Annotated in this window: 17 protein-coding genes, 9 tRNA genes, 1 rRNA gene and 1 pseudogene; 4 read left to right on the forward strand and 24 right to left on the reverse strand. The window is 39.9% G+C overall.

The features are described 5' to 3' along the window. Positions 1-139: 139 nt before the first annotated feature. The 4 genes and pseudogenes from ACSR9O_RS24020 to ACSR9O_RS24035 form a co-directional block, all read right to left on the reverse strand. Entirely contained in the window at positions 140-640 is a 501-nt protein-coding gene (locus ACSR9O_RS24020; protein WP_230178723.1) for a VanZ family protein, read from the reverse strand. 182 nt (positions 641-822) lie between these two features. Then, positions 823-1,515, reverse strand: a pseudogene (locus tag ACSR9O_RS24025) (M15 family metallopeptidase); the annotation flags it as partial. A gap of 83 nt (positions 1,516-1,598) precedes the next feature. Beyond that, on the reverse strand, positions 1,599-2,687 hold the full coding sequence (locus ACSR9O_RS24030; protein WP_230178727.1) for a HAMP domain-containing sensor histidine kinase: 1,089 nt from the start codon (positions 2,685-2,687) through the stop codon (positions 1,599-1,601). After that, on the reverse strand, positions 2,680-3,378 hold the full coding sequence (locus ACSR9O_RS24035; protein ID WP_230178729.1) for a response regulator transcription factor: 699 nt from the start codon (positions 3,376-3,378) through the stop codon (positions 2,680-2,682). Before ACSR9O_RS24035 ends, ACSR9O_RS24030 begins: the two co-directional genes overlap by 8 nt. 382 nt (positions 3,379-3,760) lie before the next feature. Here ACSR9O_RS24035 and ACSR9O_RS24040 point away from each other — a divergent pair, with 382 nt between their 5' ends. Genes ACSR9O_RS24040 through ACSR9O_RS24050 form a run of 3 tightly spaced genes read left to right on the forward strand, consistent with a single transcriptional unit; the run spans position 3,761 to position 7,247 of the window. Further along, positions 3,761-5,518, forward strand: coding sequence for an ABC transporter ATP-binding protein (locus tag ACSR9O_RS24040; protein ID WP_230178731.1), 1,758 nt, complete (start codon positions 3,761-3,763; stop codon positions 5,516-5,518). Between the two features lie 23 nt (positions 5,519-5,541). Next, entirely contained in the window at positions 5,542-6,216 is a 675-nt protein-coding gene (locus ACSR9O_RS24045) for a response regulator (protein WP_230178733.1), read from the forward strand. Then, complete coding sequence (locus tag ACSR9O_RS24050; protein ID WP_230178735.1) at positions 6,213-7,247, forward strand: sensor histidine kinase; 1,035 nt, start codon at positions 6,213-6,215, stop codon at positions 7,245-7,247. Before ACSR9O_RS24045 ends, ACSR9O_RS24050 begins: the two co-directional genes overlap by 4 nt. A 332-nt stretch (positions 7,248-7,579) precedes the next feature. Here ACSR9O_RS24050 and ACSR9O_RS24055 read toward each other — a convergent pair whose 3' ends face one another. From ACSR9O_RS24055 to sigW, 9 genes are all read right to left on the reverse strand, one after another. Next, complete coding sequence (locus ACSR9O_RS24055) at positions 7,580-8,440, reverse strand: CPBP family intramembrane glutamic endopeptidase (RefSeq protein WP_491725230.1); 861 nt, start codon at positions 8,438-8,440, stop codon at positions 7,580-7,582. Between the two features lie 77 nt (positions 8,441-8,517). Further along, entirely contained in the window at positions 8,518-9,066 is a 549-nt protein-coding gene (locus ACSR9O_RS24060) for a hypothetical protein (RefSeq protein WP_491725231.1), read from the reverse strand. A 357-nt stretch (positions 9,067-9,423) separates the two neighbouring features. Continuing rightward, a complete protein-coding gene (locus tag ACSR9O_RS24065) occupies positions 9,424-9,795 on the reverse strand; it encodes an iron chaperone (protein WP_230178737.1) in 372 nt (123 codons plus the stop codon). 357 nt (positions 9,796-10,152) lie between these two features. Further along, positions 10,153-11,955, reverse strand: coding sequence for a glutamine--fructose-6-phosphate transaminase (isomerizing) (gene glmS, locus ACSR9O_RS24070; RefSeq protein ID WP_101225663.1), 1,803 nt, complete (start codon positions 11,953-11,955; stop codon positions 10,153-10,155). Positions 11,956-12,419: 464 nt separating this feature from the next. Then, positions 12,420-13,769 carry a phosphoglucosamine mutase gene (gene glmM / locus ACSR9O_RS24075; RefSeq protein ID WP_101225662.1) on the reverse strand — a complete coding sequence of 450 codons (1,350 nt, stop codon included), beginning with the start codon at positions 13,767-13,769 and terminating at the stop codon, positions 12,420-12,422. Positions 13,770-13,825: 56 nt separating this feature from the next. Beyond that, positions 13,826-15,190 (reverse strand): CdaR family protein, encoded by a 1,365-nt coding sequence (locus ACSR9O_RS24080; protein WP_230178739.1) that lies wholly within the window; start codon positions 15,188-15,190, stop codon positions 13,826-13,828. Beyond that, the gene (gene cdaA / locus ACSR9O_RS24085) at positions 15,183-16,007 is read right to left on the reverse strand and encodes a diadenylate cyclase CdaA (protein ID WP_034304935.1); all 825 of its coding nucleotides are present in this window, start codon (positions 16,005-16,007) and stop codon (positions 15,183-15,185) included. The genes ACSR9O_RS24080 and cdaA overlap by 8 nt, the downstream gene beginning before the upstream one ends. Before the next feature lie 205 nt (positions 16,008-16,212). Then, the gene (locus tag ACSR9O_RS24090) at positions 16,213-16,836 is read right to left on the reverse strand and encodes an anti-sigma factor family protein (RefSeq protein ID WP_101225660.1); all 624 of its coding nucleotides are present in this window, start codon (positions 16,834-16,836) and stop codon (positions 16,213-16,215) included. Positions 16,837-16,852: 16 nt separating this feature from the next. Continuing rightward, entirely contained in the window at positions 16,853-17,416 is a 564-nt protein-coding gene (sigW, locus tag ACSR9O_RS24095; protein WP_048685727.1) for an RNA polymerase sigma factor SigW, read from the reverse strand. A 172-nt stretch (positions 17,417-17,588) separates the two neighbouring features. Between sigW and ACSR9O_RS24100 the strand changes: the two genes are divergently transcribed. After that, positions 17,589-17,774, forward strand: coding sequence for an aspartyl-phosphate phosphatase Spo0E family protein (locus ACSR9O_RS24100; RefSeq protein ID WP_101225659.1), 186 nt, complete (start codon positions 17,589-17,591; stop codon positions 17,772-17,774). Between the two features lie 137 nt (positions 17,775-17,911). Here the strand turns inward: ACSR9O_RS24100 and rocF are convergent, their stop codons facing one another. From rocF to rrf, 11 genes are all read right to left on the reverse strand, one after another. Continuing rightward, positions 17,912-18,814 (reverse strand): arginase, encoded by a 903-nt coding sequence (rocF, locus tag ACSR9O_RS24105; RefSeq protein WP_101225658.1) that lies wholly within the window; start codon positions 18,812-18,814, stop codon positions 17,912-17,914. Between the two features lie 207 nt (positions 18,815-19,021). Further along, positions 19,022-19,097, reverse strand: a tRNA-Ala gene (locus ACSR9O_RS24110). Positions 19,098-19,118: 21 nt separating this feature from the next. Then, positions 19,119-19,190: transfer RNA gene (locus tag ACSR9O_RS24115), tRNA-Gly, on the reverse strand. A gap of 3 nt (positions 19,191-19,193) precedes the next feature. Beyond that, a tRNA-Gln gene (locus tag ACSR9O_RS24120) sits at positions 19,194-19,268 on the reverse strand. Positions 19,269-19,372: 104 nt separating this feature from the next. After that, positions 19,373-19,456 (reverse strand) — tRNA-Tyr (locus ACSR9O_RS24125). 18 nt (positions 19,457-19,474) lie between these two features. Beyond that, positions 19,475-19,550: transfer RNA gene (locus ACSR9O_RS24130), tRNA-Thr, on the reverse strand. 15 nt (positions 19,551-19,565) lie between these two features. Continuing rightward, a tRNA-Val gene (locus tag ACSR9O_RS24135) sits at positions 19,566-19,641 on the reverse strand. A gap of 17 nt (positions 19,642-19,658) precedes the next feature. After that, positions 19,659-19,733 (reverse strand) — tRNA-Glu (locus tag ACSR9O_RS24140). A 31-nt stretch (positions 19,734-19,764) separates the two neighbouring features. Further along, positions 19,765-19,837: transfer RNA gene (locus ACSR9O_RS24145), tRNA-Thr, on the reverse strand. Positions 19,838-19,840: 3 nt separating this feature from the next. Continuing rightward, positions 19,841-19,915: transfer RNA gene (locus ACSR9O_RS24150), tRNA-Asn, on the reverse strand. Positions 19,916-19,960: 45 nt separating this feature from the next. After that, positions 19,961-20,076: ribosomal RNA gene (gene rrf, locus ACSR9O_RS24155) — 5S ribosomal RNA — on the reverse strand. Positions 20,077-20,102: the final 26 nt, after the last annotated feature.

The following is a 20,102-nucleotide window of genomic DNA, read 5'->3' on the forward strand; positions in this document are numbered from 1 at the left end:
AAACAAAATATCACTATATCTTTTTACCTATTCGATATAAGTTGAAAATTATTTGAGGACAAGGGAAAAGCCCGGATCTAGCCCCGGGCTCTCTTTTTTCCTATGCTCATGTTAAAGGAACTCCTTCATTCTTGTACATCTACAATAATACTTGATGGTTTTTCGATTTGATGTTTAACTTGAATAGGGCATACCCTAGCATTCCGCCAAACGTATTTAATAGAAGATCATCCACATCAAAGATGCCGATATTAAAGACAGCCTGAGCGACTTCGAAACAAAGACTTACTATAATGGAAATACAGCATGCCCTCTTTAGATTTATATATCCCTTACCAATAACGAGGGGTAGAAATATACCAAAAGGAATGAATAATGCGATGTTTCCTAGCAAATTGAATATATTGTGATATGTACTATTTTGGACAGCAGTCACTATTTCATTAAGCGGCATTAAATTACCGAACAATAATAATCTATCCTTCATATTTGCTGGGTTTTTTAGATTACTTTGAAGCTGTTCCAGAAGAAAAGTTATATCAATATGGCCAAACTTAAATAAAATGACTTTGATTAGCAAAAATATATAACTAGCAAACAAAGCTGGAATAATGATATCCTGTATTATTATTTTCTTCATTTCTCTTGCCCATCACGTGGATGCACAGAAGAAAAAGCAGTCACGATGACTCCACCCATATTATCTCCAGATACTTCATACGCGTTGGCCTGTACCTTAACCGTCTTTTTTGAGGATACAGGATAATAAGTGACTTCATATTCCACACCCATTATGGTTCCCCCAATTTCCTTTTTCGCTTTTATATAAGTAAGGTATTCTTCCAAAGTAAAATTCTTTTTCTGCATGATTCTACTATGGGGAAGACCAACATAGCGGAAATGCCATGGCTCATATTCAATTCCTGTAATAGCCTTTTTATTTTCCGGATAACGTAAAATAAAACCGTATTTCGAAGCATTCTTTTGCAGCCACCTTCCTTCCGGGGCTTCATTCATACCTGATAAGGTGGAACCTATATCAAGTGATAGCCCTAAGTTGTGCTCACTATAACCAGCTGGTAAAGCAAATGCAGACCCCTTTTCTTGATAGAGCTGACTTTGCTCCTCTTCATTCCGATACCCGCTGCTAATCATGAAATGACGGACATTATCTTTTTCAGCTGCACGAACCATTTTCAAGAATTTCTCTGCCACACCCTGTGACAGGCGAATCCTTTCGTCCAACAGACCATATCCATCTATTAGTTCTTTGTGTTGAAATAGATTAACCACATCAGATTTGATCCCTCCCCGTTGTACAGGATGTTCCTTATTGACCAATAACAAATTCCCTTGGTAAACCTGATCCTTAGCTATTTCTAACGTTACACTTTCCTTCGGAACCCTTAGACCATGTCTTTCATCAATAATTTGAAAATCACCGTCAGATTTATATTCGTTTACTTCACGTGCAAACAGCAAAAATAAAACAAACAAAAAAACCCACTTCTTCATGAACAGTCCTCCTTACCTTCTTTCTATAGGTTAGGAAAAATAGTTTAAAAAAAGAGTGGGGTAATAATAAAATTTTTCTTAAATCACTGCGGTAATCGCACTTCAAATAGAGTCTGTATAGAATCGCTTTTAACGGATATCGTTCCATTATGCTGTTCGACAATATTTTTTGCGATGAATAAACCGAGACCTGTGCTTCCATCTTTATGGGACCGCGCCTTATCATTTGTGTAGAACATATCAAAAACATAAGGTAGTTCTTCCTCAGGTATACAAGTTCCATAGTTGATAACTTGCACCACAACCTCCCCTTTATCAGTGAAACCAAGGATATCCACGAACTGTCCATCGTTTCCATAACGTACGGCATTGGTCAATAAGTTTTCGAATACACGTGCCAATAGGTCGCCATCACCTGAAATATCTAAATGCGATGGAAGAGTCAATCTTGCACTCAAGTGGTTTTTTTCGAAGAGTGGATATAGTTCTTCACTTAATTGAATGAGCAATTCACTTAAGTTGAGGGATTTTTTCTCTAATGGAAGCATGCCATAGTTCATTCTGGTTATTTCAAAAAGTTCATCAATAAGTTTCTCTAAACGTTGGGATTTCGTATAAGCAATCTTCGTAAAATGCCTGATTCGTTCTGCAGGTAAATCTTCTTCTCGAAGGATAAAGTCCAAATATCCCAAAACGGAAGTTAGAGGTGTACGTAAATCATGGGCCAAGTTCAGAACCAATTGATCCTTACTGCTTTCTGCAAAATCGCCTCTTTCTACGGCTTCTTGTAATTTCTCACTAGCCCGGTTAATATCTTCCGCTATATCCTGGAACTCATCTTTTGATAAGATGTCGACTCTGCTTTTAAAGTCACCATTTGCGAGATCATTGATTCCATTGGAAATCTTATTAAAGTATGTCGCATAAGGTTTAGTAAGAAAAAAGAAGAATAGTATCGAAAGTGGGATAAAAATGATTAAAAAGAAGTTTAGATCTCCATATATATTCATGATCAAACGCAAACGGAACAATGGATCTTCGACCTTTACATTCGTATGATAATAAAGTTGAAGGCTTTTATATATCAGGAAGGTAATGGTTCCGGCTATCAACATACTCAATGCAAGCAATACAATCATTTTAGCCCGGAAGCTTCGTAACATGTCAGCCATTGAATTTATATCCCACTCCCCAAACTGTCGTAATGAACTTGTTTTTATTTTTATCCTCGCCAAGCTTTTTCCTTAGCGTACGAATATGAACCATGACAGTATTATTGCCCATTTCATAATACGCTTCGCCCCATACATTCTGAAAAATACTTTCCGCACTATATACTTTTTGGGAATGACCGGCTAAGAGAACCAAAATATCGAATTCCTTCGGAGTTAGTTCGATGACTTCATCATATAGTATCACTTTGCGCTGATCCGGATAAATGGTCAAACCGCCGACTTCCAATATAGATTCGTTTTCGTTTGAGGCTTTATTCAACTGCATTGCCCGTCGCAATTGCGCATTCACTCGTGCGACCAATTCCATTGGGTTGAAAGGCTTGGTCATATAATCGTCCGCCCCCATCACCAATCCGGAGATTTTATCCAGATCGGAACTTTTTGCACTAAGAAAAATGATAGGCATTTGATATTTCTCTCTAATTTGACGGGTAACTTCATAACCATTCAACTCCGGCATCATGATATCCAAGATGGCCAAATCTATCTTCTGATCGCTAATAACACGAATGGCCTCTTTCCCATCCGATACCTTGATATAGTTATATCCCTCTTTCTCCAAATGCAAAGCGACCAGGTCAGCAATTTCCACCTCATCATCAGCTATCAATATGGTAATCCGCTTCATCTGTATCTTACTCCCTTTTACATATTCCCATTACTATAATTGTACTCCATTCCATTCCGATTTTCCAAATTGCTACTGGTGACCCATTATAACTGATATGCCTTGCCATTAACCATGAATTTCATATACCTTTACCTTCTTAGTCCCCTGAATATTTCAGGCCAATTTTTTTATAGTATCTTAAGAAGAAAAAGCCACACACTACTGATCAGCTTTAACATTTCATATTTTTAAAACTTTTTCATTCAGAGAACAGTGACGGTAGTATTGAAGAAAAATAGAAAGAAAAGGTTCACCAGAATTTTCGTGGAATAACTAAGAGTAGTTCATATTCAATTCACAACTTTTTTATATACTTCTCTGTAATGAAAACCAAGAAAGGATGTATTTACATATGTCAGAAGCAAAAAATCAAAAAGGATGGCGCCAGTTCATTCGGTTGGTTCAACAAACGAAGCCTTCTAAACTAATGATAGGGCTAGCATTAGCATTAAGCCTAGGTACAACAGGTGTAGGTTTAACGGTCCCTCTATTCACAAAAAATCTAATTAATGATTTTTCAATCAGTTCACTAAGCACTGAACGGATCACACTTCTCGTGCTTGCCATCATCGTTCAAGCATTGGCCAGTGGATTTTCCATCTATTTATTAAATCGGATCGGTCAATCTGTAGTGGCCGGTATCCGCGATCAACTATGGAAAAAATTACTCGTATTACCCGTGAGTTATTTTGATGAACATCAATCGGGAGAAACAGTCAGCCGAATGACAAATGATACAACAGTAGTGAAGGGATTAATATCTGAACACCTCTCAAATTTCGTTACTGGAATCATTTCCATCGTAGGCTCCATGATCGTGTTATTCGTTCTGGATTGGAAAATGACATTATTGATGTTCACTGCAATTCCGCTCTCTGTTTTGATATTAATGCCATTAGGGAAAAAAATGCATAAAATTTCAAAAGGAATGCAGGACGAGACAGCAAGCTTCACCGCAGTCCTTCAGCAGGTGCTAACGGAAATACGCCTTGTTAAAGCTTCGAATGCAGAAGCTTTGGAATATCAAAATGGAAAAAAGGGCATCCATAAATTATTTCAATTCGGATTAAAAGAGGCAAAAATCCAAGCGTTGATTGCGCCGCTAATGAGTTTTGTCATGATGGCATTACTCGTGCTGATTTTAGGTTATGGGGGAATGCGCGTTTCTTCAGGAGCCCTGACAGCTGGAGCTCTAGTTGCATTCATCATGTATCTTTTCCAAATAATCATGCCAATGGCTCAATTAGCCAGTTTCTTTACACAATTCCAAAAAGCAACGGGTGCAACAGAGCGCATCATTTCCATTCTGGATTCAGTGGAGGAAGAAGATGCAATGAAGCCAGTTCAAAATATAGGGCAATCAATCAGCGTGGAGAACCTGAACTATAGTTATAATAATGGAGAACAGGTACTTAAAGATATAAGCTTTAACGTTGAAGCCGGAAAGGTCACTGCAATTGTCGGCCCAAGCGGCAGCGGAAAAACGACCCTTTTTTCATTATTCGAGCGTTTCTACAAACCACAGCAAGGGTCCATATCCATAGGAGGGGAAAACATAAATGATTTCACACTCCTTTCATGGAGAAGCCAGATTGGATATGTTTCACAAGAAAGCCCGATTGTATCAGGTACAATTCGAGATAATATTTGTTATGGTATCGAGCGGGATATAACGGATGAAGAATTAAATCAAGTGGCTAAAATGGCGTATGCAGATCAGTTCATTTCTGATCTGCCGAACGGATATGATACAGAGGTTGGTGAAAGGGGCATGAAATTATCAGGCGGTCAAAGACAAAGAATCGCGATCGCTCGTGCATTTTTAAGAAACCCCAAAATATTAATGCTTGATGAAGCTACTTCCAGCCTGGACAGCAAATCAGAAAAAGTGGTTCAACAGGCATTGAATGATTTAATGAAAGGCCGAACAACAATAGTCATTGCTCACCGCCTATCGACCGTTGTTGGTTCAGATCAAATCATCTTTCTGGAAAAAGGGAAAATAACGGGCAGCGGAACACATAAGGAGCTATATAAAACGCACTCATTATATCGCGAATTCGCTGAACAGCAGTTAAACAAACTTGAACTGGCCTAATTCACCGAAAGGAAAGAAGAAGGATGACAAAAATATTGATAGTCGATGATGATGCACATATTCGCGAACTTATAAACCTGTTGTTAAGAAAAGAAGGCCTCGATCTATATGAGGCCTCAGACGGACTGCAAGCATTGAAAGTAATGGAGAAAGCGAAAATCGATTTGGCAGTCATCGACATTATGATGCCTAACATGGATGGATGGCAATTATGCAAGGAGTTACGGGAATTTAGTGATATCCCCATTTTAATGCTGACTGCAAAAGGGGAAACAACACAGAAAGTAAAAGGTTTCGGGCTTGGGGCAGATGATTATCTTGTAAAGCCATTTGAACCGATCGAATTGGTTCTGAGAATAAAGGCATTACTAAAACGCTATAAAATCACTATTTCACAAACATTAAATATCGGCGAATTAAAGATGAATCGCAACACACATGAAATTTCATTCAAAGAACTGGAATATACGATTCCCTTAAAAGAATTCGAATTGTTGTTTAAATTAGCAAGCTATCCTGGAAAAACTTTTTCCAGGGAAGATCTTATCGAAGACATTTGGGGCTATGATTATGACGGTGATGAACGAACTGTCGATGTTCATATTAAAAGAGTGCGAGAACGGTTTCCAGAATCGGAATTCCCCTTCCGGATTAAAACGATTTGGGGATTGGGCTACCGCTTGGAGATAACAAGATGAAAAGCAATCGATTTTTCAAACAAATGTTTGGCACGCTGTTTTTTGTTACGTTTATTTCAATTTGCTTTTCCGCCGGATATTATATCATTGAACTATTGCCCTTAAGGTTAACCGATTATGTTCGGTTTCTGGCCACTATCATGACAAGCATCGCAATCATGATATCCATCGGTTATCTTATCCGCGCTATCCATCACAATAAACGGGTAAATATTTACCTCGAGATCATAGATGCCTTAAGGAAAATAGCAAATGGCGATTATAATGTACAATTGGATTTTAAAATGGAAAAGAAAAACGAAATGACGGATATCATTAACCACTTCAATCACATGGCCAAGCAATTGAAGCAAATGGAAGAAATGCGGCAGGAATTCATCTCTAACGTCTCACACGAAATACAGTCGCCCCTTACCTCCATTGTAGGATTTGCCCAAGCTCTTCAATTTAATAAGCTGACACCCGAAGAACGAAATCATTATCTTCATATAATAGAGACAGAGAGCAGGAGATTATCTAAATTAAGTGATAACCTTCTAAAGCTTACATCCCTTGAATCCGAGCATCATCCTTTTGAAAGGACAAATTTCAGGGTGGATCAGCAAATACGAACCATTATTTTGGCTTGTGAACCCGCTTGGTTGGAAAAAGAACTCGAATTGGATATATCCTTAGAAAAAGTTCCAATAGTTGCAGACCAGGACTTAATGAGCCAAGTATGGACAAATTTAATACACAATAGTATCAAATTCACCCGCCATCGCGGAAAGATCACGATTCGATTACAACAGATTGATAGCCTGGCATCCATAACGATATCCGACAATGGAATCGGCATTTCCGAAACGGACCAGTTCCATATATTCGAGCGATTCTATAAAGCCGACCTGGCAAGGGACCGCTCAAAAAGCGGCAGCGGTCTAGGCCTATCCATCGTGAAAAGAATTATAGAGATGCATGAAGGGACCATATCCGTGAAAAGTGAACTCGAAAAGGGAACGACCTTCACCATTCTGCTTCCTATTTCGTGAGGGTTTTGTGATTGTTAAAAACCTTTTTTAAATCATTAGTGCTGCCTGCTATTTTTAAAAACACTGCCCGTTCGTTGATGATTATATTGTGATATCAACGCTTCTACTAAAAGCAGGCGATTGTGTGAAATTTTGCGGAAACTTCCTTAAAAGATTGAAACAGGAATTGATAATTTAATCATATTAATATTAATTATATTATAAACGTTGGGTACAAAAAGCGAATTTGATACCCAACGATTAACAAGCCGGAAAAATTGTTGGTGGCAATAAGTATGGACATTCCTCTTAAATGAAATCGTTATAATACCTGTATTATCTTTGATTAAAATTTATTTTATTGTTAGGAAAAGAACATACATCAAAAACAACAAAATAATATATCCATCAAAGAATTTAACTTTTTCACTTTGAAATTGATTATTTTTTCTTACCTTTATAAATAGAAAAGTTAATATAGATAGAAAAAATATTAAACCTGTTATGGTAGTAATTGGCGACACCATTACCTGAAAATAAGTTTCAGTAACCTTTTCTGGGAAATGCATGATGATCCTCATTATTTCATTCACCAAAAAGTGAAAAAAGATAGCCGGAACGATACTCCCAGTATAGATAGTTAATAGTGCAAGAGAAATACCCATTACAAATGCAAAAACAAAATTTCCTACCGTCATATGATAAATGCTAAAAATAAAAGCACTTAAAATTATGGCCGATTTTATGTTCATTCTCTGATATTGTTTTAATAATATACCCCTAAAAAGAATTTCTTCACTAATCGCCACTGAAAAGCCAATCATCATAATGCTGTAAAAACTTATGTTTTTACTACTCTCCATAAGTGTACCAACAATTTTTTCAGCAGTAAGCCACTGGCCCGTTAGTAGATAATGTTGAATCCTACCAAAAAACACAGTTAGCATGTGAGCTATACTACCCATTAAAATACCAAGAAGAATATATTTTATATGTACCTTATTAAGCCTAATGCTCGATAAGGTTATTTTTTTCTTTTTTAAGAAAAGAAAAAGAACATAGATAATAACCAGTTTACTTATAAAGAAAAATAATTGTTTGTTTATTTGCAAAAAAAGTTCTTGTAATGTAAGTTGGGCAAAAGGAAAAATAATCATAATTAGTATTGTTATATATAATATAAAGCGATGTGTTTGCTTAATATCAGTATCCATTCTTACCCCTTTGTTATACAATAATTTCAAAGAATCCATTTTTTAGAATCAGGGTTTGTATTTGCACTTTTTTCAACTTATTTTATTGCCACTTTTTTATATTTAATGTAAGTTGCATTTCTTTGCTCTGTTTTTATCAAATTACCAGTTGGACTATATGTTTTTAGAGTGCCAGTCAATTTCCATGTTTCTTTGTATTGGTTCCATTTTTTCGTTGCCGAATATACCTTTTCTCCGCCACCAGAAATAACTAATTTACCAGCTATCTCCACCTTGAAGGTAAGGTTAAGACTCCAGTTTGTAGTATCAGTCACTTTTTTGTGAAAGACACTTGATTGTCGTTTATCTGTGGCTGTTTTCCAAGTATACCGATTACAAGTAGCACACACTGGAGATATACCAAATCTATTATTCGTCATCTCTCCTGTTTTTTCATCTACAAGTATAGGTATTTCTTGACCTAAAAGTACATCAGAGCCTGATAGAGTTGTATATTCTGTCAGAAACTCACCTGATTGGCTTTCCTCTTTTAATTCAGTTGGAGAACTTGCAAAGGTTGATATGGGATTAAATCCAAACCAAAATACAGGAATTATTAATATAAAAAGGTATAATAACTTCTTCATTTCTTCACCCCACCTAATATTTTTTCCTTAGATACCCCTTATGAATTTTTGATTTAATATCTTAAGTAGTTTGGTTATAATATTCGTTATCTCGATTTTATCAAAAAACAAAAGCACAAGGAGTTCCAAATTTGGAACTCATTGTGCTTTTTTTGAACTTAAACTATTTATGGAGTCGCAACCGTAATGGTAAGGTCATTAAAGACGGAGAAACTGCCTTTTTGCCTATGGAGCTATATCAGGCAGCAGATATGGAGAGCTTTTACCCCAGGACCACATCGTTTCACTTCTAATATTGAACAGAACCCCGAATAATGGACACTTTAATAGAGATTCAGCCCACCCTCCGATTTTTATTTATTTCCGCCAAAAAGTTGAACAGTCTGCCTTATCAAAAATATTAAACTCGATCATTTTTTCAAGTAATGAGTAATCAACCGGGCTGTCCCACTTGATACGTACCAGCTGCTTGGTGTGATCATAGCCAGCCTGCACGATTTCATCAGAGAAATGATCGATCCCTGCCTTTTCAGGGGCAACAGCCATATGATGTTTGGCTACGCTAAAGCCAATAATATATGTGTCATGATCGGTAAACATAGGCTGATTCCACGCAATTTTCGGCATTAGATTTGGAAACTTCTTAGTTACCCAAGCCAAGACCTCTTCCGTTCGTTCCCTATGTTGCGGGTTATCAATATTCGCTAAAAATTCTGCAAAGACTTCCATGTCATTCTCCCCTAAATTAAAAAATTTTTATGAAGACTTCATTTTCAACATCGCCTAAATTTAATGCCAATACGGGTTTCTTTCAACAATGCACCATAGGAAGATCATTAACATTGCTCTATTGGATGCCGTTATTACCTACCGATGGATTTGATAGATTGCATTAAACAACTTTATTGTCACTGCACACTTTTCCTATTCCTTGGCATGCTTTAAACCGCTTGTCAGCTTGAGAGGTTCTCGTTGTTTTAGACATTAAAAATACCCCTTTGGCTAATCATAGCCAAAGGGGTAAAGCTTCGCAACTTTTTATAAACAGTTGAACTTTATTTAGATCTACATTGCATTCATTGTAACTTACTCAACCGTTACACTTTTCGCAAGGTTACGCGGTTTATCCACGTCACATTCGCGGTGCAAGGCTGCGTAGTAAGCAATGAGCTGCAGCGGGATAACAGAGATAAGGGGTGTTAATAGTTCATTCACTTCCGGGATGACGAAACGGTCATCCTCTTCTTCAAGCCCCTTCATGGAAATGATGCAAGGGTTGGCGCCACGGGCAACCACTTCCTTCACATTACCACGGATGCTTAGGTTGACGCCTGCTTGCGTAGCAAGTGCTATGACAGGTGTACCTTCTTCAATCAAGGCGATCGTTCCATGTTTAAGTTCTCCGCCAGCAAAGCCTTCAGCCTGAATGTATGAAATTTCCTTCAGCTTAAGGGCCCCTTCAAGAACGACATAGTAGTCAAGGGAACGGCCGATGAAGAAGCAGTTTCTCGTAACGGACAAATATTCACGAGCAATTTCTTCCATCTCTTCTTTCGAATCACATAGGGCTTCCATTGCAGTCGCTACGATTCCAAGCTCTTTTACAAGGTCGAAACCATACTCCATGTTACGGAATTGGCCAGTTACATTTGCCAGGATGGATAAGACCGCAACTTGAGCTGTGTATGCCTTTGTAGAGGCAACGGCAATTTCTGGGCCAGCATGCAGCAAGAGCGTATAATCCGCTTCACGTGACAATGTAGAGCCAGGTACGTTCGTGATGGTCAGGGCTTTATGACCAAGCGCTTTGATGGACACTAATACGGCACGGCTATCTGCAGTTTCACCACTTTGTGAAATGAAGATGAATAACGGTTTTTTTGATAATAACGGCATATTGTAAGTGAACTCCGATGCCACATGTACCTCAACCGGAATTTCAGTCATTTTTTCGATGAATTGCTTACCAATCAACCCTGCATGATAGCTGGTTCCGCAAGCGATGATATAAATACGGTCAGCCTCACTTACGGCTTCAGTAATATTATAATCGATTGCAAGTTTACCTTCTTCATTTTGGTATGCTTGAATGATTTTACGTATTACAGCTGGCTGCTCGTCGACTTCCTTGAGCATATAGTGAGGATACGTACCTTTTTCAATATCACTTGCATCCAGTTCAGCAGTGTATGGAGCACGCATGACTTCTTCGTTGGAAAGGTTCTTGATCGTTACCTTTTCATTTGTCACGATAACCATTTCCTTATCCATCAGTTCAAGGAATTGATCTGTGACTTGCAGCATCGCCATTGCATCCGAAGCGACAACGTTAAAGTCTTTTCCGACGCCGATCAGCAGCGGGCTTTTATTTTTTGCGACTAAGATGGTTTCATCATTTTCAGCATCCAATAGGGCAATTGCATATGAACCCTCTAATAGAGTGAGTGTTTGACGGAACGCCTCTTCCACTTCCATGCCCTCGTTCACGAACTTCTCTATCAGTTGAACGATGACTTCCGTATCCGTTTCACTTTTAAAGGCAACATCCTTCAAATATTCACGTTTTAGAATCGCATAGTTTTCAATGACCCCATTATGAACTAAAGTCAATCGACCTGAATTACTTTGGTGTGGATGGGCATTTTCACGGCTTGGCACACCATGGGTGGCCCAGCGCGTATGTCCAATTCCGGTTTGTGCCATAGTATTATCATCCACGGCTGCTCGTAAGTCCGCGATTCTTCCCTTTTCCTTAAAGATTGTCACGCCTGCTTCATTTCTCACAGCAATCCCTGAAGAGTCATAACCGCGATATTCAAGTTTTTCAAGACCTTTTAATAAAATTTCCTTTGCATCGTTAAGTCCAATATATCCAACAATTCCACACATAATTTCTGTTCCTCCAACCGATTCGAGGGAACAGGAATGCACGGGGGCATCCCTGCCCCCTCATCTCTAATATATTTTTATAAAGGAAATGCCCTAAAGCACTTTTTCCCATTGTGCATTTCCAACCCTTTGTGCAGTAAGTTGCCCTACTGTTTTAAGATTGGAATTATTGCGGCTGTGCACTTCAGCCGGGAGGTATCCGCCGATCATTCGATAAACCTCCTCCTCGTCAACTAAGCCATTTCTCGTCCAGACTTAGTTCAGGCGCTTTTGTGAATCCGTTTCTCCTTGCCTACCCTCCTTTTTAAAACAACCATTTTCAAGAAAATGAGTTGTAAATCAGGATAATCATACCTTAAATAAGGGACATAGGTCAATTCTTTATTACCAAGACCTGCGAAAAAGAACTTCTTTATAAAAATATGCATAAAAGGAAATTTAGTTCCTTTTATGCATAGGATTGGTTATTCGTTTATTCCCATTTCCGCTCTTACAACTGCGACGATGCGATCTACATAATTAGTGCATTCCTCAACTGTCGGTGCTTCAGCCATAACACGGACTAGCGGTTCAGTACCGGATGGTCTCACCAAAATACGGCCATTTCCGTTCATTTCCCCTTCAACAGCCTTGATGACTTCCTGTACCTTTTCATTATCGGTTACAGCGTGTTTATCGGTAACTCTGACATTGATCAGCGTTTGTGGATATTTCTTCATCTCGCCAGCAAGCTCCGATAAGGTTTTTTGGGTATCGCTCATGATGTTCACAAGCTGTAGACCCGTCAATAAGCCATCACCTGTCGTGTTATAGTCCAGGAAGATGATATGTCCGGATTGTTCACCGCCAAGGTTATAGCCGCCTTTTCGCATCTCCTCGACCACATAGCGATCACCCACTGCCGTCTGGGCGCTTTGTATGCCATGCTCTTCAAGACCTTTATAAAAACCAAGGTTGCTCATGATCGTAGAAACCACTGTTCCCTGTTTCAGACGGTTATTTTCTTTCAAGTATTTCGCACAGATATACATGATTTGGTCGCCGTCCACGATATTTCCTTTTTCATCTATGGCAATGACACGGTCTCCGTCACCATCGAAAGCAAGTCCAACATCCGCACCTTTTTCTTTTAAGAATTCAGCAAGTGCTTCAGGGTGGGTGGAACCTACCTTATCATTAATGTTCAATCCATTTGGCGATGCCCCCATAGTAGAGATGTCTGCATCAAGATCTGCAAACAGGTGCATGGCCAAGGCAGATGTCGCCCCATGTGCACAATCAAGAGCAACATGAATGCCTGTAAAGTCTTCATCCACTGATTGTTTCAAGTACTGGAGATACTTTTGCCCTCCTTCGAAATAATCGTTCAAATGGCCTAAATCTCCGCCAACCGGGCGTGGAAGTTCATCCTTTTCCATATCTAATAGTGCTTCAATTTCCGCTTCTTGGTCATCGGATAACTTAAACCCATCCGGTCCAAAGAATTTAATGCCATTATCCGCTACCGGATTATGCGAAGCGGAGATCATGACACCTGCTTCAGCACTTAAGGCCTTTGTTAAATAGGCAACTCCCGGTGTCGAAATAACCCCAAGGCGCATCACTTCAGCCCCAATGGATAAAAGACCGGCAACAAGCGCACCTTCCAGCATTTCACCTGAAATACGAGTATCGCGCCCTATCAGCACTTTGGGTTTTTCTGTATTTCTAGTAAGAACATAGCCACCAAAACGGCCTAGTTTAAATGCCAACTCCGGTGTTAATTCGCTATTCGCTATACCCCTTACTCCGTCTGTTCCAAAATATTTACCCATCTTTATCGCTCCTTCTTCGAATCGTTACTGAATTAAATGATGTTGTTAAAGCAAGGTCATGTCTCTTCGTCTTTTTGTGTGATGGTGACCGAGATCGTTTCAGAATCCAGTTCCCATTCCATTCCCTCAGGCACTGATACCGCCAAATCCACATCATGCGTACCTTCATCTAAATTACTCACATCTACTGTAAGATTAATGTCGTCTTTAGTTATTTTCTTCAAATCATCCGCCTCACCAAGCAAGGTGATGCTAGTTACATCGGATTCCAATTCGGCATTTTGGCCATCCTGTATGCCCACAGGCACAATTTGTATATTGTTGAAAGTTTTGGACTCAACGGCAGCCGTTTCATCTTTTTCTTTTTCTTCTTCTTTTTCGACTACTGGCTCTTCTTGTTTTTGTTCAGTTTCAGGTTCTTCCTCTTCTACGACTGGCTCTGAACTCTCTTCATCCACATCAACTTTCTCGGTGCGAATCTTGACCTTTGCCTTACCCAAGGACATTTTTTGTACACTTTCCGGTTTATTAAGATCGAGTTCCAATTCTGTATCACCATCGATTTTCGAGATATTTACAGGAAGATTTATTTCATCTATTTTCTCCAGTTCCGATTCCGAACCGAATAAGGTGACCTCTTTTGGGTCGACACTTATACTTGTGATCCTGATGCCATCCTTTGTCTTGCCAGTTTGCTTCGGTTCTATCGAAACCGTCTTGGAAGGAATGCTCACTTTTAAGGAAACGGCAACTGAAGATGGCTCGATCGTCACATCCAGCTTATTCAAGTCTCTGTCCAGGGCTTTAACCGTAGCCTTGGCGTTCACCGTTTCGCTAAGTCCCTTACTTATTTCAAGGTTTGCCTTTACATACGAAATTTGTTCAATCGCATCTTTAGCACCCGTAATTTTGACAGTTTTCGGGCTGACTGTTGGCTGACCAGCGGTATAACCCTCTTCAAGTAAAGAGCTATTATACTCGGCTTCAACGGAGAATTCCTTCGTCACCCGTTCCTGAACGTTGACTTCGGCATATTCCGGATCGATCGTCGCCACTAACTTTTCATTCAACTCACTTATTTTAAATGTGACAGTTCTGTCCCCCATTGAGATTGCAGGATCGGAAAGGTCTACATACACTTTAAAGTCCCTTTGATTTTTCGCATTTATCAAGAGGCTTTTTGCTCCCTTAAGCGTAACATCAACCGTCTCCGGCACTCCGCTCACCACTAGATTCTCACGGTCATAGTACACTTCAACCGGTACATTTTCGATGGTCTCCGTACTGATTTCAGGGGCTGTCGATAAACCAAGCGATTTTTTATCCGACTCCATCTCAAAGTTAATGGAAATGAACAAAAGTGCTGCCAAGGCGAAAGCTACGATTCTCATAAACCAAGCGCTATTGGTGAATTTATCCATTCTTTTTCCCCCTCCAGTTAAAGATGCTTGAGGAAGTTGATTTGATGTTTTCCACTACCAGTTCACTTGTAAGCATGGCCCTAAATGATTCTTGATTCAAATCCCGGTAAAGTTCCCCGTTTTTAGTGACGGATATTCCCCCCGTTTCTTCTGAAACGACAATCGTAAGACTATCCGTAACTTCACTCATGCCTATGGCTGCCCTATGCCGTGTACCAAGTTCCTTTGATATGAATGGACTCTCTGATAATGGCAAATAGCAGGCTGCAGCCGCCACCTGGTTATTTTGCAAAATAACTGCGCCATCATGGAGCGGCGTATTAGGGATGAAGATATTAATGAGCAGTTCTGAAGAAATGTAGGATTTCAGGGGTATCCCCGTTTCAACATAATCCCCAAGCTCCGTACCTTTTTCTATCGTAATCAAGGCTCCTATACGCCTTTTTGCCATATAGGTGGACGCCTTTAGGATTTCCTCGACTAAACGCTCTTGCTGATTCTCTTCTGGAACGGTGCCCCTTGCAAAGAGCTTCCCGCGTCCTAATTGTTCAAGTGCCCTTCTCAGTTCAGGTTGAAAAATGACGAGAATCGCCAATACTCCCCAATTCATGACTTGTGCCATTAACCATCCGAGTGTATTGAAACCAAACAGGTTGCTTAAGCTTTTTACAATGACAATTACAAAAATTCCTTTTAGCAGCTGAATAGCCTTCGTGCCTCGAATAATAGTTAACAATTTATATATCACAAACCATACAAGGAGAATATCAATGAAATTTACTACATAGTCCCAAACAGTCAAATTGGTTAAAGACATGTTGTTTCCTCCAGTCAGTATTACTCCAAATACCAATTACAATCTTTATACGATAACCTTAATAGTATACCATTTTTTAAATGATACATCTAAAAACTAGTGTGAGAAATTTACACAGGAAAAAAGAACCATGAATAATGGTCCCCTAAAAAAATAAAGCTGGGCGAAGTCACCTTAAATGAAAAACGGTGCCCTCACCCAGATTTTATTCCCTATTCTCATCTTTAGCAGGAACCAACGAGGTTGCAGTGTCCTTTACTTTATACCACATCCACTCAAAAGCTTGGTCAATAACATGGATGCTCCCAGTCACATTCCCTGCCTTAGACATATATTTATGCCCATTTATGACTGTTACATCTCCCTCTACTTCACCATCTATTTGAATGTTACCATTTTGAACTACCACATTTCCCTTGATTGTCTCACCCTCAGGCACAATCACCGTTTCACCATCGACCACTAAGTTAGGCTGCTTTGATACTGAAAAATGTTCGTCCTGATTATAAGTCGAAAAAACAGATCCTGTCATCAATATGATGAACATCGCTGCCGCTGTCATGAAGGGATGGCTTTTGAACCAACGTTTGGCACCTGTTGTTTTCGTTTCCTTTGGCAATTGAGCCATAACCTTTGCTGTAAAGTCATCCGGGGCCTTTATATGGGAAGTGCTTTGTACAAGAGCGACCGCCTTTTTCATTTCATGAAAGTAATCCCGGCATTCAGCACAGTTATTCAAGTGCTCCCGTAAAACCTCTTTATGCTCCGGTTTGATGTCCTCATCTAAATAATCATGCATATATTCAATGATTTCCTCATGGCAGTTCATTTTTCTCACCTTCTTTTTATAAATGGCGTAGTTGTTTACGCAAGGCTTCCCGACCGCGATGTATCCTCGTCTTAACCGTACCGACCGGCAAATCGAGTATTTCACTGATTTCCTTTAGTGATAGCTCTTCAATATACTTCAATACTATTACCGATCGGTATTTCTCGGGCAATTTCATTATTTCCACTTGAATCGTTTCCTGCAGTTCTAAAGATTCAACTTCTTCCTCGGGTTTCGCCATATCCGATGCAATTTGGGAATACATATTCAATCCCTCTGTTCCTGCCACCTCTGCATCTAGATAATAGTCCGGTTTTTTCTTGCGAAGCCGGTCAATACAAAGATTGGTCGCAATCCTATATAACCATGTAGAAAATTTCATTGTTATATTGAAACTCCGAATATTCACGTAGGCCCTTACAAAGGCCTCTTGCGCCAAATCTTCTGCTTCTTGCCTGTTTCCGAGCATCCTGAAACATATTTGGAAAACTTTGTCCTTGTAAATTTCGACAATTTCCCCAAATGCATTATGGTCTCCCTTTAATACTTGATTAATTCTCTCTTTAATGAGTGCATCCATTTTCCGGTATTACCCCCGCTCATGCGGCTATACGATTACTACGAATCGTAAGCTAAAAGGTTTCAAAAATTTAATACATTAATTTTAACAAAGTTTTACATTTTATGTTTAAGAAAAAAAAAACAGGGCTATATAGTAAGAAATTGTAAAATTCAAGGGAGTGATTCTCTATATGACTGCTGAACAAATTTTAGACCATATTGAACAATACAGACAGAAGATGATGTTTTTGGCTTCCCGTTCTTCGATGGTGGATAATGAGGTTGTTGAAGTTAGCAGTAAACTGGATTCTTTAATCATCCAATACATCCATTTAACTAAAAATGGAGATCCCACAGACAGAAGTGCTCTAAAGTGAATACGGATATACGATTGCAACCATCTATCTATAACTATGTTCCTGTTACATACACCCTGGAAAATAAACCTACGTCTTCTAGCATATAAAAAACAGTAACCCATTACAAGCCGGTTACTGTTTCTTTTAATTTTCAGTTATAATAATTTTTCTCCAAATAGGGAACCCATTAGGGCCACGGCAACGATCGCCGTCTTATTTCGCTCATCTAAAATGGGATTCACCTCTACGAATTCAGCTGATGTAATCAAGTTGGATTCCGCAAGCATTTCCATGGCCAAATGACTTTCCCGATAGCTTATACCACCAATCACCGGTGTGCCCACTCCGGGTGCATCTGCTGGGTCAACTCCATCCAAATCCAATGAAAGGTGGACGCCATCCGTTCTTTCCCTTAGGTAATCAATGCATTCTTCCATGACCCGTGTCATTCCCAAACGGTCGATCTCATGCATCGTGAATACCTTAATCCCTTTCTCACGGATAAGTTCTTTTTCTCCTTCATCCAATGACCTTGCCCCAATTATTACGATGTTTTCCGGTTTCACTTTTGGAGCAAAACCATGGATATTGATTAGGTCCGGATGTCCAAGCCCGATACTGACAGCCAGGGGCATACCGTGTATATTCCCGGATGGTGAAGTATCTTCCGTATTTAAATCCCCGTGTGCGTCGTACCAAATCACGCCTAATTTTTCATAGTGCTTTGCGACTCCTGCCAGTGTACCTATGGCTATCGAATGGTCTCCTCCCAATACAAGCGGAAAGGAGCCTCCTTCTATTATTTCATCAACTTTTGTGGCAAGCAGGGTGTTACCCTTTGCTACAAGCTGTAAGTTTTTTAGATTTGTCCCAGGCTCATCTGCACTTTCAGGACGCCCCACAATTATATCCCCTAAATCCTCTACTTCTATATTCAATCTTTCAAGCCGCTCGACAATCTCTGCGCAGCGAATGGCACTAGGTCCCATATCCACCCCTCGCCTTGCTTGACCAAGGTCCATAGGCAACCCGATGACGGAAATTTTCTGAATAGACATACAATTCCCCCTTTCCACCATTTTATATCGTATATGCCGGTTGGTTCAACTCGACATTTCCATGTATAAAGATGCACGTTTTCCTATCACATATGTTTTTGGTAAAAAAAGATCTTTCTTGCGATTAGTATACCCAACTAGCCTTAAACAAAAAAAAGTCTTAAACCATTTTTGGCTTAAGACGTAAGTTTTGGTGTATGTAGTTGATGGTGGAGCCTAGCGGGATCGAACCGCTGACCTCCTGCGTGCAAGGCAGGCGCTCTCCCAGCTGAGCTAAGGCCCCTAAGGGATATGAAATATATTAAGCGGAAGACGGGATTCGAACCCGCGACCCCAACCTTGGCAAGGTTGTATTCTACCACTGAACTACTTCCGCAAATGGCTGGGCTAGAAGGGATCGAACCTTCGCATGACGGAATCAAAATCCGTTGCCTTACCGCTTGGCTATAGCCCAATATATGATATGCAATAATTAATATTCAACAAAATAAAAAGGTGGTAATCATATAATTCCCCAATATAGAGAATATATAACTGATCCACAGGTTTTTATTAAAATGGTGGAGGGGGGCAGATTCGAACTGCCGAACCCAAAGGAGCGGATTTACAGTCCGCCGCGTTTAGCCACTTCGCTACCCCTCCGCAATATATGGTTGTAAGTGGTGCCGGCAAGAGGACTTGAACCCCCAACCTACTGATTACAAGTCAGTTGCTCTACCAGTTGAGCTACACCGGCAAGTAAAGAATAAAATGGTGGAGGATGACGGGATCGAACCGCCGACCCTCTGCTTGTAAGGCAGATGCTCTCCCAGCTGAGCTAATCCTCCGGATTAATGATTTAAAATGGTGACCCGTACGGGATTCGAACCCGTGTTACCGCCGTGAAAGGGCGGTGTCTTAACCGCTTGACCAACGGGCCGAACTGTTTTGTGTTCATAGATAGATTGGGAAGCTCCCAAGCGGATTCGAACCGCTGACCTCTTCCTTACCATGGAAGTGCTCTACCTACTGAGCTATGGAAGCATATGGCTCCGCAGGTAGGACTCGAACCTACGACCGTTCGGTTAACAGCCGAATGCTCTACCACTGAGCTACTGCGGAATAATATAATGTTTCCTAAAACCCATTTGAAGATTTAAATGAACAGCCTGGCAACGTCCTACTCTCACAGGGGGAAACCCCCAACTACCATCGGCGCTGAAGAACTTAACTTCCGTGTTCGGAATGGGTACGGGTGTGACCTCTTCGCCATCATTGCCAGACTATATTCATTTTTGAAGAATTTTCA

The organism is Peribacillus sp. B65 (assembly GCF_058513295.1).

Bases quoted from the DNA above. Each gene is read 5' to 3' on its own strand.
- ACSR9O_RS24020 (WP_230178723.1), bottom strand. From the start codon at position 640: ATGAAGAAAATAATAATACAGGATATCATTATTCCAGCTTTGTTTGCT.
- ACSR9O_RS24100 (WP_101225659.1), top strand. From the start codon at position 17,589: ATGACTGCTGAACAAATTTTAGACCATATTGAACAATACAGACAGAAG.
- ACSR9O_RS24045 (WP_230178733.1), top strand. From the start codon at position 5,542: ATGACAAAAATATTGATAGTCGATGATGATGCACATATTCGCGAACTT.
- ACSR9O_RS24035 (WP_230178729.1), bottom strand. From the start codon at position 3,378: ATGAAGCGGATTACCATATTGATAGCTGATGATGAGGTGGAAATTGCT.
- ACSR9O_RS24080 (WP_230178739.1), bottom strand. From the start codon at position 15,190: ATGGATAAATTCACCAATAGCGCTTGGTTTATGAGAATCGTAGCTTTC.
- ACSR9O_RS24040 (WP_230178731.1), top strand. From the start codon at position 3,761: ATGTATTTACATATGTCAGAAGCAAAAAATCAAAAAGGATGGCGCCAG.
- ACSR9O_RS24030 (WP_230178727.1), bottom strand. From the start codon at position 2,687: ATGGCTGACATGTTACGAAGCTTCCGGGCTAAAATGATTGTATTGCTT.
- ACSR9O_RS24050 (WP_230178735.1), top strand. From the start codon at position 6,213: ATGAAAAGCAATCGATTTTTCAAACAAATGTTTGGCACGCTGTTTTTT.
- rocF (WP_101225658.1), bottom strand. From the start codon at position 18,814: ATGTCTATTCAGAAAATTTCCGTCATCGGGTTGCCTATGGACCTTGGT.
- glmM (WP_101225662.1), bottom strand. From the start codon at position 13,769: ATGGGTAAATATTTTGGAACAGACGGAGTAAGGGGTATAGCGAATAGC.
- ACSR9O_RS24090 (WP_101225660.1), bottom strand. From the start codon at position 16,836: ATGAACTGCCATGAGGAAATCATTGAATATATGCATGATTATTTAGAT.
- cdaA (WP_034304935.1), bottom strand. From the start codon at position 16,007: ATGTCTTTAACCAATTTGACTGTTTGGGACTATGTAGTAAATTTCATT.
- glmS (WP_101225663.1), bottom strand. From the start codon at position 11,955: ATGTGTGGAATTGTTGGATATATTGGACTTAACGATGCAAAGGAAATT.
- ACSR9O_RS24055 (WP_491725230.1), bottom strand. From the start codon at position 8,440: ATGGATACTGATATTAAGCAAACACATCGCTTTATATTATATATAACA.
- ACSR9O_RS24065 (WP_230178737.1), bottom strand. From the start codon at position 9,795: ATGGAAGTCTTTGCAGAATTTTTAGCGAATATTGATAACCCGCAACAT.
- sigW (WP_048685727.1), bottom strand. From the start codon at position 17,416: ATGGATGCACTCATTAAAGAGAGAATTAATCAAGTATTAAAGGGAGAC.
- ACSR9O_RS24060 (WP_491725231.1), bottom strand. From the start codon at position 9,066: ATGAAGAAGTTATTATACCTTTTTATATTAATAATTCCTGTATTTTGG.